The sequence below is a fragment of the Vibrio gallaecicus genome (assembly GCF_024347495.1).
GTDB lineage: Bacteria > Pseudomonadota > Gammaproteobacteria > Enterobacterales > Vibrionaceae > Vibrio > Vibrio gallaecicus.
In genome coordinates this window covers 1,037,952-1,052,528 of the sequence record NZ_AP025490.1, presented here as the reverse complement: position 1 = coordinate 1,052,528, position 14,577 = coordinate 1,037,952, and the positions used below count along the sequence as shown (strand labels likewise).

The 14,577-nt window shown below is 40.7% G+C and carries 13 protein-coding genes; 5 read left to right on the top strand and 8 right to left on the bottom strand.

Going from position 1 to position 14,577, the window contains the following annotated elements:
• Positions 1 to 168 precede the first annotated feature (168 nt).
• Positions 169 to 648: a YehS family protein gene (locus tag OCU78_RS04705; RefSeq protein ID WP_137372406.1), complete on the top strand. Its 480-nt coding sequence runs from the start codon at positions 169 to 171 to the stop codon at positions 646 to 648.
• Positions 649 to 755: 107 nt separating this feature from the next.
• Here OCU78_RS04705 and fadR read toward each other — a convergent pair whose 3' ends face one another.
• On the bottom strand, positions 756 to 1,595 hold the full coding sequence (gene fadR / locus OCU78_RS04700; protein ID WP_137372405.1) for a fatty acid metabolism transcriptional regulator FadR: 840 nt from the start codon (positions 1,593 to 1,595) through the stop codon (positions 756 to 758).
• Between the two features lie 640 nt (positions 1,596 to 2,235).
• On the opposite strand from fadR, the gene nhaB reads away from it, so the two are divergent.
• Both nhaB and dsbB read left to right on the top strand, forming a co-directional pair.
• Entirely contained in the window at positions 2,236 to 3,825 is a 1,590-nt protein-coding gene (gene nhaB / locus OCU78_RS04695; RefSeq protein WP_137372404.1) for a Na(+)/H(+) antiporter NhaB, read from the top strand.
• 146 nt (positions 3,826 to 3,971) lie between these two features.
• Positions 3,972 to 4,490, top strand: a complete 519-nt coding sequence (gene dsbB / locus OCU78_RS04690; RefSeq protein WP_137372403.1) for a disulfide bond formation protein DsbB — start codon at positions 3,972 to 3,974, stop codon at positions 4,488 to 4,490.
• 146 nt (positions 4,491 to 4,636) lie between these two features.
• Here dsbB and OCU78_RS04685 read toward each other — a convergent pair whose 3' ends face one another.
• Positions 4,637 to 5,257: an SEC-C metal-binding domain-containing protein gene (locus OCU78_RS04685; RefSeq protein ID WP_137372402.1), complete on the bottom strand. Its 621-nt coding sequence runs from the start codon at positions 5,255 to 5,257 to the stop codon at positions 4,637 to 4,639.
• 220 nt (positions 5,258 to 5,477) lie between these two features.
• On the opposite strand from OCU78_RS04685, the gene OCU78_RS04680 reads away from it, so the two are divergent.
• The gene (locus OCU78_RS04680; RefSeq protein ID WP_137372401.1) at positions 5,478 to 6,017 is read left to right on the top strand and encodes a type II secretion system protein; all 540 of its coding nucleotides are present in this window, start codon (positions 5,478 to 5,480) and stop codon (positions 6,015 to 6,017) included.
• 70 nt (positions 6,018 to 6,087) lie between these two features.
• Positions 6,088 to 7,038, top strand: coding sequence for a tRNA dihydrouridine(16) synthase DusC (gene dusC, locus OCU78_RS04675; RefSeq protein WP_137372400.1), 951 nt, complete (start codon positions 6,088 to 6,090; stop codon positions 7,036 to 7,038).
• Positions 7,039 to 7,153: 115 nt separating this feature from the next.
• Here dusC and OCU78_RS04670 read toward each other — a convergent pair whose 3' ends face one another.
• The 6 genes from OCU78_RS04670 to yfbV all read right to left on the bottom strand — a co-directional run bounded on the left by OCU78_RS04670 (position 7,154) and on the right by yfbV (position 14,517).
• Positions 7,154 to 8,641 (bottom strand): GGDEF domain-containing protein, encoded by a 1,488-nt coding sequence (locus OCU78_RS04670; protein WP_137372399.1) that lies wholly within the window; start codon positions 8,639 to 8,641, stop codon positions 7,154 to 7,156.
• 231 nt (positions 8,642 to 8,872) lie between these two features.
• On the bottom strand, positions 8,873 to 10,762 hold the full coding sequence (malZ, locus tag OCU78_RS04665) for a maltodextrin glucosidase (RefSeq protein WP_137372398.1): 1,890 nt from the start codon (positions 10,760 to 10,762) through the stop codon (positions 8,873 to 8,875).
• Positions 10,763 to 10,882: 120 nt separating this feature from the next.
• Positions 10,883 to 11,677 carry an ABC transporter ATP-binding protein gene (locus OCU78_RS04660; protein ID WP_137372397.1) on the bottom strand — a complete coding sequence of 265 codons (795 nt, stop codon included), beginning with the start codon at positions 11,675 to 11,677 and terminating at the stop codon, positions 10,883 to 10,885.
• Positions 11,674 to 12,654: an ABC transporter permease gene (locus tag OCU78_RS04655; RefSeq protein ID WP_137372396.1), complete on the bottom strand. Its 981-nt coding sequence runs from the start codon at positions 12,652 to 12,654 to the stop codon at positions 11,674 to 11,676. The genes OCU78_RS04660 and OCU78_RS04655 overlap by 4 nt, the downstream gene beginning before the upstream one ends.
• Before the next feature lie 80 nt (positions 12,655 to 12,734).
• The gene (locus OCU78_RS04650) at positions 12,735 to 13,700 is read right to left on the bottom strand and encodes an ABC transporter substrate-binding protein (RefSeq protein ID WP_137372395.1); all 966 of its coding nucleotides are present in this window, start codon (positions 13,698 to 13,700) and stop codon (positions 12,735 to 12,737) included.
• Positions 13,701 to 14,064: 364 nt separating this feature from the next.
• Entirely contained in the window at positions 14,065 to 14,517 is a 453-nt protein-coding gene (yfbV, locus tag OCU78_RS04645) for a terminus macrodomain insulation protein YfbV (protein WP_137372394.1), read from the bottom strand.
• Between the last annotated feature and the right edge of the window lie 60 nt (positions 14,518 to 14,577).

The window sequence follows — 14,577 nt, the reverse complement described above, 5'->3', positions numbered from 1 at the left end:
TTTAACTTGAAAAGGTTACTAAACATTGGGGATTTTTTATATCTACCGAAAATAGACGTTCTCTGTTAGAGTCCCCGTCAACTATGCTAAGTAAAGTATGAGATGGTTTATCGAAAGCAATACTCAGATCGACCCTCTTTACTCTCTAAACCTTTTTAGGACTCCCCTGTGACTAACAACGAAATCCTGCGTCGTATCCAACACGCGTTGAACCTCAAGAACGCTCAAATCATCAAAGCTTGTGAGCAAGCAGATGTAACTGTTGCTCATGATCAAGTGAACAACTGGCTAAAAGATAGCAGCGACAAGTCCTTTTCTAAAATGAAAGATAAAGAGCTGGCTATTTTCTTGAACGGTTTCATTAATCTAAAGCGCGGTAAGAAAGAAGGCGAACAACCAAAGCCTGAAGTTGAACTAACGAACAACATGATTTTCATGAAACTGCGTATTGCATTGAATATGAAAGCTGAAGATGTGCTAGATGTACTAGAAGTGGTTGGCATCAGCCTAAGTAAGTACGAAATCGGTGCTTACTTCCGTAAACCAAACAACAAGAACTACAAAGTATGTGAAGACCTATTACTTTGTGACTTTTTAAATGGTGTTCAATTCACTAACCGCCCTGATTCTGAAGAATTCGCTGGTTAGTAAAAAGCTAAACTGAAAACGGCGAGATAATCATATCTCGCCGTTTTTATATCTGTTATCGCTGCTTTATAAACCAAGCTTTAAGAATACAAGCTAGGTAATAGATATTAGCTGTCGTCTTCAGTAAAGTTCGTTGGAAGCGTAGTTTTCATTTGATTCCAAATGTGTGAGCTTGCGATTCCGTATTGACGAATAACAACAGGGAGTTGCTCTCTATCACCCTTTTCACACAGTTCAAACAAATCACGATAAAACGCCATAGCTAAATCACGAGCTTCTGGGTTCGAGAAATAGTAGCTGCCAACACGATCGTAAAGCTTTCTCACACCATTGAAAATCAAACCGTAGATTTGGTTGCCAGAATGGAAAGCCAAACGTTGGAACAACATGTAATCGTAAAAGTTGAATGTCTTAGCGACTAAGATAGACTGACGTTTCTCTTCATCTTTTTCACCATCATCTTTTACCGCTTGCTTTATTTTGTCAGCATACGGTGATGACTCAAGAAACTCATCCCAATTCGGTGCTGCTAAAAGAGCTTCACAAGATTCAATCACGCTGGTAATTGTACGTTCAGAATTCTCTTTATTAGATTTAAATGCGTAACGCATAAAGATAGGACTGATGTTTGTACGGGCAGCAAGTAAGTCTTCAACCATTTTACTTGCATTATCAACATCCAAAGTCATCAGTGTATCAAGAATATGAAGACCAGAAGTTTCCATGAATTGGTTAACTTTTGTTGGTTTGCCGTGTTGGATAGTCAACCAACCATCACGAGCTAAACGCTGTAACACTTCACGTAAAGTTGTTCTCGTTACACCAATCAATTCAGAAAGTTCACGCTCTGCTGGGAGAATAGAGCCTGGTGGAAAACGACCATTCCAAATGCTCTCAATAATATACTTTTCTGCAAAGCCTGCCGGGCTCTTAGCCTTAATAACCATCTAAACTTCTGTCCAATTGTAATTGTTTCGCTTTAATAAGACTCATCATACCACTAGTTAGCAATGAGCGGAAACATACTGATACTTTAGAAAGCACAATAACGCGGTAGAGCTAATACTCTAACTTGCAGCACACGATTGCAGTCTCCCCACACTCTCGAAGTACGCATAAATAGACAAGTCAACAAATGTGTAACACGCATAAAACCCAATAAAATCAATGCATCCAGCTCACAAAATACTATTTTTAAAATGCAATATTAAGTTGTAATAATCGTATATAATTACTTGTTAAGATGTAATTTTCAGTCATCTCAATCAAATATTGATCCTACATAGGTTTTTAAGCATTTTGCATGCTATGCTTGCGCTACTTTGATCGCGTTTCTCGACAAAAAAGTGGTATTTTTAGTGCTACAGAGTTTTTCCTGTTGACTAAATGTTATCTAAGAGTAGAGTTGCGCTCAAAAAAGAGCAGTGCTTAAGTTTCTAAGGGAGTGACTTGGCAAGACCACAAAACAATACATGGATTGTTGTTTTCCTAAGTCACTGTTAGTTATGGATATTCTCCTTTACCATATCTAGAAACTCAATTGTTGTATTGCTTGTCTATTCATCATCAACATAAAAGAGTATTAACATGCCGATGTCTCTCGGAAATGCTTTTATCAAAAACTTCCTTGGTAAAGCACCTGATTGGTACAAGATTGCCATCATCTCCTTTCTTATTATCAACCCAATTGTATTTTTCTTAGTTGACCCATTTGTTGCGGGTTGGCTGCTCGTGGTCGAATTCATCTTTACTCTAGCAATGGCGCTTAAGTGCTACCCATTACAGCCGGGTGGTTTACTTGCAATTCAAGCGGTTGCAATAGGCATGACCAAACCCGAAATGGTCTATCATGAGCTACAAGCGAACCTACCGGTACTGTTACTTTTAGTGTTTATGGTTGCTGGTATCTACTTCATGAAAGAACTTCTTCTGTTCATTTTCACGAAGATCCTGCTTGGTATTCGCTCTAAAGTGCTACTTTCAATGGCGTTTTGTGTAGCAGCTGCATTTTTATCTGCTTTCTTAGATGCACTAACTGTAATCGCCGTTGTTATCAGTGTTGCTGTTGGTTTCTACTCTATTTATCACAAAGTTGCTTCCGGCAAAGTTTCTAACTCAGCACACGACCATACTCATGATGAAGAAATTTCTGAACTGACGCGTGAAGATTTAGAAGACTACCGTGCTTTCCTACGTTCTTTACTTATGCACGCAGGTGTGGGTACAGCGCTAGGTGGTGTAATGACAATGGTTGGTGAACCACAAAACCTAGTAATTGCTAAGCAGGCAGGCTGGGAATTTGGTGAGTTTATTATCCGTATGCTTCCTGTCACTCTACCTGTTTTCTTCTGCGGTATTATGACTTGTGCACTAGTCGAAAAACTCAAAATTTTTGGTTACGGTGCGGAATTGCCTAATAACGTTCGTCAAATTCTAGTTGAATTCGATAACAAAGAACGTGCAAATCGAACTAAACAAGACGTTGCTAAACTTTGGATTCAAGGTGCGATTGCAGTATGGCTAATTGTTGGTCTAGCACTTCACGTGGCTGAAGTTGGCTTGATTGGTCTTTCTGTGATTATCTTGGCAACAGCATTCACTGGTGTAATTGAAGAACACTCAATGGGTAAAGCTTTTGAAGAAGCACTACCATTTACAGCTCTTCTTGCCGTGTTCTTCTCTATTGTTGCTGTGATTATCGATCAATCACTGTTTAAACCTATCATTGATGCAGTATTGCACATAGAAGATAAAGGAACCCAACTGGCGCTGTTCTATGTAGCAAATGGTGTCTTATCTATGGTTTCTGATAACGTGTTCGTGGGTACCGTCTACATCAACGAAGTTAAAACTGCTCTTATCGACGGTGTAATCACTCGTGACCAATTTGATCTACTTGCTGTTGCAATCAATACCGGTACGAACTTACCTTCGGTAGCCACTCCTAACGGTCAAGCTGCATTCTTATTCTTACTGACTTCAGCCCTTGCACCATTAATTCGTTTATCTTACGGACGAATGGTTATTATGGCTCTGCCTTACACTATCGTACTGGCTATTGTTGGTTTCATAGGTATTGTTTTCTTCGTCGAACCTATGACAGCATGGTTTTATGATGCAGGTTGGATTACTCACCACGTTGGTGATGCAACTGCTGTTATTTCAGGCGGTCACTAAAATTTAGGCTGCCAATCAAGCAAGCCAAAGTATCGACTCAATAAATGAGTCTCACAAATAAAAAATATTTGTTGATCAAGAAACTTATCCAAGATAAAAAGCTCTGAGTATTCAGGGCTTTTTTATTTTACTGAAAGGATTACATTTTGAGTTTTCTTACCGTCCTCAAGGACTTCTCTAAAACACGTTTATCATGGCTACTTCTACTCATATCCATCATCCTATTTGAGTCCGCGGCGCTTTTCTTTCAGCATGTAATGTTACTGGCACCATGTGTGATGTGTATTTATGAACGTGTTGCTATGTTTGGTATTGGTATAGCTGCAGCTATTGGCTTGGTAAATCCGAAGAATCCGGTTATTCGCTGGATTGGTTTGGCGGCATGGGGAGCAAGTGCTTACAAAGGTTTGACACTGTCGATGCAGCACGTGGATTACCAATTTAACCCTTCTCCCTTTGCGACTTGCGACTTGTTTGTCACATTTCCAAGTTGGGCTCCATTGAATGAATGGGTTCCGTGGGTGTTCGAAGCGTATGGCGATTGCAGCAAGGTAGTATGGCAATTCTTAGATCTTTCTATGCCACAATGGCTGGTTGTTATTTTCGCAGGTAACTTGATTGCATTGGCTGCTATTGTCATTTCACAGTTTGCTAAATCGAAATAAGCTTAAACGGAATTCATTAAAAAGCCGACACACATGTCGGCTTTTTTATAGACGTTTTTATGTATGGGTATGATTTACAAGATGTTGATTACAAGAAATCACTATCAATCACGCCGCAGAGTTCTTTAAGCTTGCTCTTCTTCAACCTAACTATTCTTTCCACAGCATTGCTTGAATTTTTTACCACTTTCACAAGGGCAAGCGTCATTTCGACCTACTCCCTTGAATGGATTCACGCTTTGAGATTTATTTCCGCTCATGGCTTCATCAGCAGCTAAAGCAACTTCCGATACCATTAAATCAATTTGATCAATAAGATCGTTCAATGAAGGAGGGTTTTGAAAACCCGCTGCTTTCATTTGTTGCTGAGTTTGCTCTTCATCAATCGCAAGCATCAAAGTCGTCAATAATGCCTGTAACATTCTTAGGGTGCCATCTGCCATTGTGACGGTTTGCCATTGCACTTCAACCGTTGGCCATACCGACATAAAGCCTTCCGAAAAATCAGAAAATTGCTCACTAAACCCTTCTTCAGATAAAGTTTCGACCACAGAATATTCGCTACGTTGAATTAGATTATGCTGGCGATTAATCTGTTCCGTAACGATTGGTTCAAACTTATCCAATTCATCTGAAACTATACCTGGTAGCCACTCTTTAGGGTCTAAAGGCTTGGTCGCAAGGTTAGAGGCAAGTATTGCCCCTTCCATGAAAGAAGGGGTCACACCTTCCAATGAGTCTTCTAGGCTTAGTAGTTGATACTTCATTTAAAATTCTAGTCAGTCAAAACAGTTCGAAGCATTATAACTCTTAATGGGTGAAATAATAGAATGCATGCCTTCGAACCGCCTTCTATTTACCTTTTACGATACGCAAACCTTTGCCTTTTATTTTTTAAGTATCTGCTGCTTATTTCGCTTTGAGGTTGGTTCATTTCAAGGTAAAAACCAAAATGAAACATTTCGTTACACTCTGGATGATTTAACAATGAAACACAAAACTGGTTTTACCTTACTTGAATTGGTCATCGTTATTGTTATTTTAGGCATTCTTGCGGTTACTGCAGGTCCCCGTTTTTTGAACTATCAAAGAGATAGCCATGAAACCGTTTCTCACGCTTCTTTTTCTGCTTTTACTGCTGCGGTTAACATGTATCACTCTCAATGGTTAGTTGAAGGCGAACCTAATTTTGACCAAACCGTTAACTATGGTGTTGGGGATATTTATCCATCAATGACTGGATACCCCATAGCTGTCGACCAACTACCCATCAGTTCAGGAGCGAGCTTGCGTGGGGGAGACTGTGTGGCTTTGTGGAATGCACTAATGGATACTGATTTGACGATCAGAGCGCATGGCGCGGATGTATTCCCTTCAGAGCATAACATCGTCGCTTGGTACACCGCAGCACCTAGCTGTTACTATTACTACACATCTGGTTATTCGCTCGGCGAGCCTATTCCAAGGCTAGATTACTTCCCACTTACCGGAGAGTTAGTCACAAGTCACCGAAGACCGAGTTCATAAATATCACTCATAGTGACAATTACTCTACCAGCCCGTACAATCACGCCTCCTGATTCTACGGTAGAAAAACATGCGAGTAATTTTAGGCCCGATGGAGGGCGTTCTTGACCATTTAATGCGAGAAATTCTGACAGAAATTAATGATTATGATCTCTGTGTGACTGAATTTGTTCGCATTGTTGATCAATTACTGCCACCTCATGTATTCCACCGCATCTGTCCTGAATTACACCAAGGTTCTCAAACCATGGCTGGGGTGCCTATCCACCTGCAACTTTTAGGTCAGCACCCTAAATGGATGGCTGAAAATGCCTTTCAAGCCGCAAGCCTAGGCGCAAAAGGAATCGATATTAACTTCGGTTGTCCAGCTAAAGCCGTAAATAAGAGTAATGGTGGTGCTTCTCTTTTAAAAGAACCTGAGCTTATTTATCAAGTCGTTAAAGCTTGCCGAGAAGCTGTTCCAGCGCACATCCCTGTATCAGCAAAAATCCGTTTAGGCTGGGAACACCCGGAAGAGTGTTTCGAAATTGTAGATGCCATTGAACAAGCTAAAGCCGATGAACTAACAGTTCATGCCCGAACAAAAGTGGGCGGCTATAAAGCAAGTGAGATCAAATGGGATTACATCAATCAGATAAGAGAAAAAACCTCATTACCTTTAATCGCCAATGGTGAAATTTGGAATTATCAAGATGGTCAGGATTGCATAAAGACCACAGGTGTCGATTCACTGATGGTTTGCCGTGGCGCCTTCAATATTCCAAACTTGGGGAATGTTGTGAAATATGACCACCAGCAAATGCCCTGGGAAAAAGTGATTGAGCTATTGCTTCGCTACTCTGAATTTCAAATTAAGGGTGATAAAGGCATGTACTACCCAAACCGAGTGAAACAATGGTTTGTGTATTTGAGCAAAGGCTACCCAGAAGCAAACGAACTGTTCAAAGAAATACGCACCTTTAAAAAGTCGCCACCAATTGTCGAGCGCTTAGAGCGCTATCAAGAAGAGTATTTCCGCTAACTTAGCGTATCAGAGCATTTCACTATTTATGGGAAGCCATTATATTTATAGGGAGCTACTATATGTAGCTCCCTAAATCCAAAGACTGAATAGTGCTGTGGTTACTTTAATCTGGTTAAAAAACGATGGTATTCTTCCCAGAATGTTTTGCAGAATATAATTTTTCATCTGCCACTTTAAAGATCTCTTCAAAATTCCCAAGTGTTTCTAAGTTCCCTTCTTCTGCTTTATTTGATGAATAAACTCCCCCTGAAATAGTAAAGCCATCAGGTAATACCGAAGTCGAATCTTCACACATTTGCTTTTTCACTCTTTCCAGCGTTTTGTGCATTTGTTCAGTGTTATCACCACGTAAATAAACAACAAACTCTTCACCGCCAAAACGAGCGGCAACATCAGAGTTTCGAACGCTATTTTTAAGGCTTTTAGCCATAAAACGAATGACTTCATCGCCTTTATCATGCCCGTAGGTATCATTGACTGATTTGAAGTCATCAATGTCAAAAACTGCTAAGACAAACTGCTGACTATGCTTTTCAGTTGCCCAGAAGGCTTCCAGGCCACGCCTATTCAATAATCCGGTCATAGGATCTTTCGCTGCTAATTCTTTAAAGTAGTCACTTTCCACATTGGAATTGATATAGAAAAGAAATGTCATCAGAAACAATGAGATAATTAGTATCATGATCAAACTATTTTTTTCTGAATATAAGAAGCTTTTCAGTTCTCCCGCGTAGTTCAATTCGTAATAAAGAGCATGGTTTGAAACAATACCCTCAATGTCGATCTTGTGGGTTCGAATTGCATGTGGCGGGAAAGGTTTAGAAGTATAATTAATGATGCTAAAACGACCGGATAAGTTATCGTCTTTTGCATTAAGTAAACGTTCACTATCAATAGAAACCGCCAGCATTCCCTGATGCTCTGCTTGAAAGAATACAGGAATAGTCATACTGATCTGCTTACCAGTAGCTTCGCCTATCATGCTTAAACTAGGACCACTCAAGGTCACTTTATCTGGGTTGTTTGCAGTTAACTGCCAATACGGACGAGCTTTAATTGTGCTAAGAAGAGGTTTAGTCAAGGATAAAGCTACAGACTCAGGTGAAGATATAACATAGCCAGATTTATGGATGAAATAAACGCTGTCATGATATTCATCTATATCGAAAAGAAAAGATAGTATCGGAGCAAAGGAAATTTTCTCAGATGCACTTTTGTAAAGCGCACTGGATGTATCGCACATCTCTTCTGAGCCAACCACCATATAATCAATATCTACAGATGGAATTTCTAATGCTTTTCCTTTTGCTAATAACAAAGCATCAATAGGCCAAATTTGACATACACCATCAACCACCCGCTGTTGATGATCTAAGTACAGCACTTTCCCCGATTTATATTGATTGGTGAAGCTATAATCTAAAGCTCCAATTACTTTGGTCGTTCGCTGGATCGCCTCTTCAATACGTTGGTATTCATTGTCAATACCACGATTAACTACATTGATATGGCTTTTCACTGTGAAGACAAAGACTGCAATCGCAAAGATAAGGGGGAAACCAAGAACAAATCTAAGGCTAAAATGCCTCTGTACTTTCATGAAAAAAAACCTTTAACCTAATTTATTCGGCATAATCCTAAAGCCTATCAATTTCCTTTGAACGCAGCGCTTAAATATCTAAAATTTAACAGAAAAATGACATTTATCATGTCCATTCGTCACACAGAAAAAAAATAAATTTGATTCTTTAATGGACGTTTTAAGTCCAATTAGAATAACTTACCGGCAACAAAGCTATTCTAATTTCTTATTGCGCCTTACTCATAATCCTTAAAGCGACGAAGTAATACTGAAGATTCCACTTTCAACAGAACCTACAGTAAAGTTTAGCTCACCTTCGATAACGTTAAGTTCGTTTGTAACAGTAGACCCATTTAATGAGTCTCGGCTTTCTAGCCCATAACCAAACAGACCCTTAAGTTGACCGGCTTCTATTCCTAACTTCCAAAACGGAATTGAAACTACTTTTTCTTTATCAGACAAGTTGATAACCGATATCGTATGTTCATGACCTAAGCTTCTAGCGAATACTAATGTTTCTTGGTCGCAATAAAGCTCCACATAACTGCCAACCTGTAAACTTGGGTTTTGCTTTCGAATTTGAATCAGAGATTGAGTAATCTTAAACCATGGAGATTGCTTTTCTTCGCCCCAAGGGAAAGAGCGACGATTATCAGGATCTTGCCCGCCTTCTAAGCCAACTTCTGTTCCATAGTACAAGCATGGAGCCCCTACATACGTCATAAGGAACATTAGTGCGATTTTTTGACGAGCCACATCACTACCTAATAAAGTAATAAACCGCGCTGTGTCGTGGCTATCAAGTTGATTAAGTTGCGAAAGCTGATTCAACCATGGAATTTTCGATCTGGATTCAGCTAACCATTGTGTAAACTCAAGCATATCGATATTTATAGGTTGGTAAGCAATATCTTGGTTAGCAAGTAATGCACGAATTGGGTGAGCAAAACCATAATAGTTCATCGACCCATCTTCTTGATCTCCTTGCAACCAAGAAGTCGCTTCAAAAAAGTGCTCTCCTAATACGTACGCATTGGGGTTTTGTTGCTTGGTTGCCGAACGGAAGGCTTTAACATAATGAGCGTTATTTTTTGCACCTTCCCCTTCACCAAGCATATGAATAACGTCGAAACGCCAACCATCAATATTATAAGGTGGCTTTAACCAATGCTTGATTACTGAGTCCTCTGACTCATATATATATTCCTTTACTTCAGAGTTATCGAAATTCAGAACTGGTAAAGATTGAATGCCTTTCCACCCCATATAACTTTCAGACTTGTCATCATTAAAGAAATAATAATCAGAGTATGGGGATTCAGGGTTAAGGTAAGCTCCTGTTTTCGTTCTTTGTAACTTATCCAACCAAGGATGCTCTGAAGACGTATGATTAAACACAGCATCCAGCACAACTTTCATTCCTCGTTGGTGAATATCCTCACTCAACTCAGCAAACTCTTGGTTACTTCCTAAATGCGGATCAACATTCAAGTAATCCGTGGTGTCGTACTTATGGTTACTTGGAGAGCAAAATATTGGATTAAGATATAAAGTGGAGACACCGAGCTCTTCTAGGTAGTTAAGCTTCTGGCGTATGCCTACCAAATCACCGCCAAAAAATTCAGCTGCACTGGTACCGTTATAGCCTCCAATATCCGAGCCCCATGGTTTAGCTACAGCGTCGACTTTGCCATCTTTTAACTTATATTCACCTGTCTTTACGCTTATCTCTGGGTTTCCATTACAAAAGCGATCAGGGAAGATTTGGTAAAATGTCTGCTCAGCAATCCAACTTGGTGGCTGATTTAGTGCGTTAAATTTATAATGCCCTTCGCGACCGGGCATTCGAGTATGAATTCCACTTCCATCCAACCAAAACTGCGATTTTTCACTTGTCACTTTGAAAGCATAATGAGTCACGGGTCGGTCTTGGTTAATCGGGAAAGTACCTTGCCAGATGGTCAGCCGACCTTCTTCACCAACTTTAATTAAGTCGACTAGATATTCTTCGTTATCAGGTTCATGACGAACTTGGATACTTTCCCAGTCTGGCTTATCAGTTTTAAGGAGAACAGTTAGATGAGCATTCTCAAACGTCACCCCGTCTAGGGTTTGAGAATGAAACAGAAATGGCAACATACACAAGACTCACTAAAGAATAATATTGCCTAAGATAATAAAAATCCCTTTGGCCACAAGTGTAAAAATACGTTATGACAAAAGGGATCACGGTTTGTAGGGCTACATAACTAAAAAGATTTAATTGAGCAATAAGCTATCGTCTGCAAGCTCCTCCCCACGCACCTTAGAGAACATTTCGAGTAGATCAGGTACTTGCATATTCGCCCTTTGGTTCCCAGACACATCGAGAACGATTTCCCCCTGATGAAGCATCACGGTTCTATCACCGCAAGCGAGTGCATCTTTCATCGAGTGCGTTACCATCATGACCGTCAGGTTAAATTCTTCGACGACCTTCTTGGTTAAATCAATGATGAAAGCAGCCATTCTTGGATCAAGAGCGGCGGTATGCTCATCTAGCAATAGTAGCTTACTATCGGAAAGGGTAGACATGATTAAGCTAACGGCTTGACGTTGCCCACCAGAAAGCAAACCAATATTATCCCCGAGCCTATCTTCAAGACCTAAACCAAGAATGCTTATCCGATCTTGGAAGATTTTTTTTCGCTTAGAAGAGATTGATAGATTCCACCCTCGCCTTTTGCCTCTCATATACGCAAGAGCCATATTTTCTTCTATTGTAAGATCGCCGCATGTTCCTGCTAGCGGGTCTTGAAACACTCGAGCACACTGAGCAGCTCTTTGGTCAACAGTTTGACGAGTAACATCCAAACCATTGATGATGACTTGCCCACCCACCATAGGTGTCTCACCAGTTACTGCACCCAAAAGAGTTGATTTACCTGCGCCATTAGAACCAATCACAGTTAAAAACTGATGCTCAGGAACCTCGAGGCTGACACATCTTAACGCTCGGTTTTCCAAAATAGTTCCGGGGTTAAAAGTAACTTGAATGTCTTCTAAGTTGATCATGTTACTTCTCCCGTTTTTGTCACTGTAGCTGCTGTTTTTTGTCCTGCTTGCTTTGCTTGATTTTGAGCTTGGGCTTGGGCTTGGGCACCGCTATAGCGCTTTTTTGCCTTTAGGTTCCCTTTAATTTTGGGTGCTATCAATGCAACAGCAACCAACACCGCCGTCACTAAATTAAGATCAGATGCTTGTAGTCCGAACATGCCAGAGCTAAGTGCAAATGCCACCGCTAAACGATACAAAACAGAGCCAACTATAACAGCCGTCACTGCTACCCAAATTTTACGCCCGGGAATCAGTGTTTGCCCTAAGATCACGGCAGCTAAACCAACCACAATAGTACCTACCCCAGAGGTCACGTCTGCAAAGCTGTTCGTTTGAGCAAAAAGCGCCCCTGAAAACCCGACAAAACCATTAGATAATGCAAGACCAAAGTATGTGTAAAACGACGTACTTCCACCTTGAGCTGACACCATTCGCGAATTAACACCAGTTGCTCTCAAAGCAAGCCCAAAATCACTGTTTAACAGGCGAACAATAAACCAAGCAGATACTAAGACAAGAACGCCGACCACTAGTGGGCGGATATACATCGGGTCGCCAAGCATTTCAAATGGAGTCAGAATCGTTTCTTCTCCTAACAATGCAATATTAGGACGCCCCATAATTCTAATGTTGATAGAAAAAGCAGCGATCATCGTTAAAATTGACGCTAGCAGGTGCAAAATCCCACATCGTACTGCGAGAAAAGCGGTAACCCAACCAGTAGCGGCGCCGGCAGCAATCGCCATACCTGTCGCTATCCAAGGGTCTATTCCAGCTACAATAGCCGTTGCCGCGACGGCCGCACCCATAGGGAAACTGCCATCAACACTGAGATCCGGAAAATCGAGGACACGAAATGTGAGGTACACTCCAAGAGCAACAAGACCATATAGCAGCCCTATTTCTAATGCTCCAAAAAATGCAAAAGCAGACATATCTACTCCTTTACTTATAAAGTAAAAAAGCCAACGGAGTATTTATTCAAAAAAACTGCCTATTGGCTCAGCTAAGCTCATTATTTAGCGCTAGTTGCGCGTTCAGTGACTGATTTAGGAATAGAAATACCAAGCTTATTCGCTGCTGTTGTATTCACTACAAGATCAGACCCTTTAGCAACTTTTACATCTAATGTTCCCGGCTTTTCACCGTCCAAAATTGCTGCTACATAATCAGCAGTTTGTACGCCAACCTGGTAATAATCAAAACCTAGACCAGCAATAGCACCTTTATCAACGTATGACGTCGCACCAGCAAATACCGGTGTTTTGGCTTGGTTAGCCGCCACAATCATACCTTCAATCGCGCTGGCTACCGTATTATCTGTAGGGGCATAAATTACGTCTGATTTCGCGACAATCGCTTGAGTGGCAGACTTAACATCAGCGCTCTTAAGAGCCGTAGCCTCAACAACAGTCAAACCTTGCGCTTTTGCCGCATCTTTAAGTAGTTCCACCAACGTGACGGCGTTCGCCTCACCAGGGTTAAACACGACACCAATCGATTTGGCATTTGGTAAAATTTCTTTGATTAGAGAAACATGTTGGCTTACCGGTGACAAATCAGAAAGCCCTGTAACATTTTTTCCAGGCTTCTTTAATTGCTTAACGAGCTTGGCACCAACAGGATCGGTTACCGCAGTAAATACAACCGGGATTGAACGAGTCGCAGAGACTAATGCTTGTGCTGTAGGGGTAGCAATCCCGACTAGTACATCTGGGTTTTCACCTACAAATTGGCGGGCAATTTGTACAGCAATAGCTGGATTTCCTTGGGCGGTTTTATAGTCAAACTCTAAGTTCTTACCTTCTTCGTATCCTTTCGCTTTAAGACCATCTAGCAATCCTTGCCGAGCGGCATCTAACGCTGGGTGCTCTACTATCTGTGACACAGCCACTTTTGCCGTTTTTGCCATAATACTGGTAGAAGACAGCAATACTGCACTTGCAAGAACGGCGGTTGCGATAATTTTACCTGCTTTCATCTTAACTCCTTGATTTCAGCAATTTGATTATTTGATGTTGTGGTTGTCTTTAACGACGTTAAACTTTGTGCACTTTTTGTGCATCTAATAATATTATTACCAGTTACGTAAGAACAAAGAAAGAAAGAATTAACATAAAAACAACAAAAGGAGATCGAAGTGGTTTTGTTCAATTGAAAGATGCGAAGATGCGAAGATGCGAAGATGCGAAGATGCGAAGATGCGAAGATGCGAAGATGCGAAGATGCGAAGATGCGAAGATGCGAAGATGCGAAGATGCGAAGATTATTTTTAAAGGAGTAAGTTAAGTCAAACTTTACTTACTCCATTTATAGATCAGCTTGCCGCTTTGATAGAAAAATATTTAGAACCAACGTTCCATTGAAGATTTATCTAATTGACGAAATGCTCTGTTCAGAATAATCGCCAACTCTTTATAACGTGGACGTGGTTTCATTGGTTCCAGTGCAAAACCTGTTTCACTGATCTTCTCATGCAGTTCTCGATACCACGAAACCAAAGCTGGTGGGAGTTTAGTATTCGAGCGGTTACCTAACCACCACATGCCTTGAAGTGGCAAACTGATAGCAAACAACGCCATGACTACAGCTTGCGGCATCGCTTGGTAATTATTGAAGACCATTTGTGTAAGAACACTAATAGCAGCTATCGCAGGCATCACTTTTACACCAAAACGTGTAGCTTTAATGATGCGCTGCTCAGGGAAGATAGCGTTTAACTCTTTTCGAACAGGCCAGAGATCCATATACTTTTGGCCATCTTTTAAACTACTAGCTAAACCAACTCTATTACTCATATGAGTCTCCCATTAAAAAAAAGTTGAAATCATCAACTAAAAACACAAAAAATTGACGAA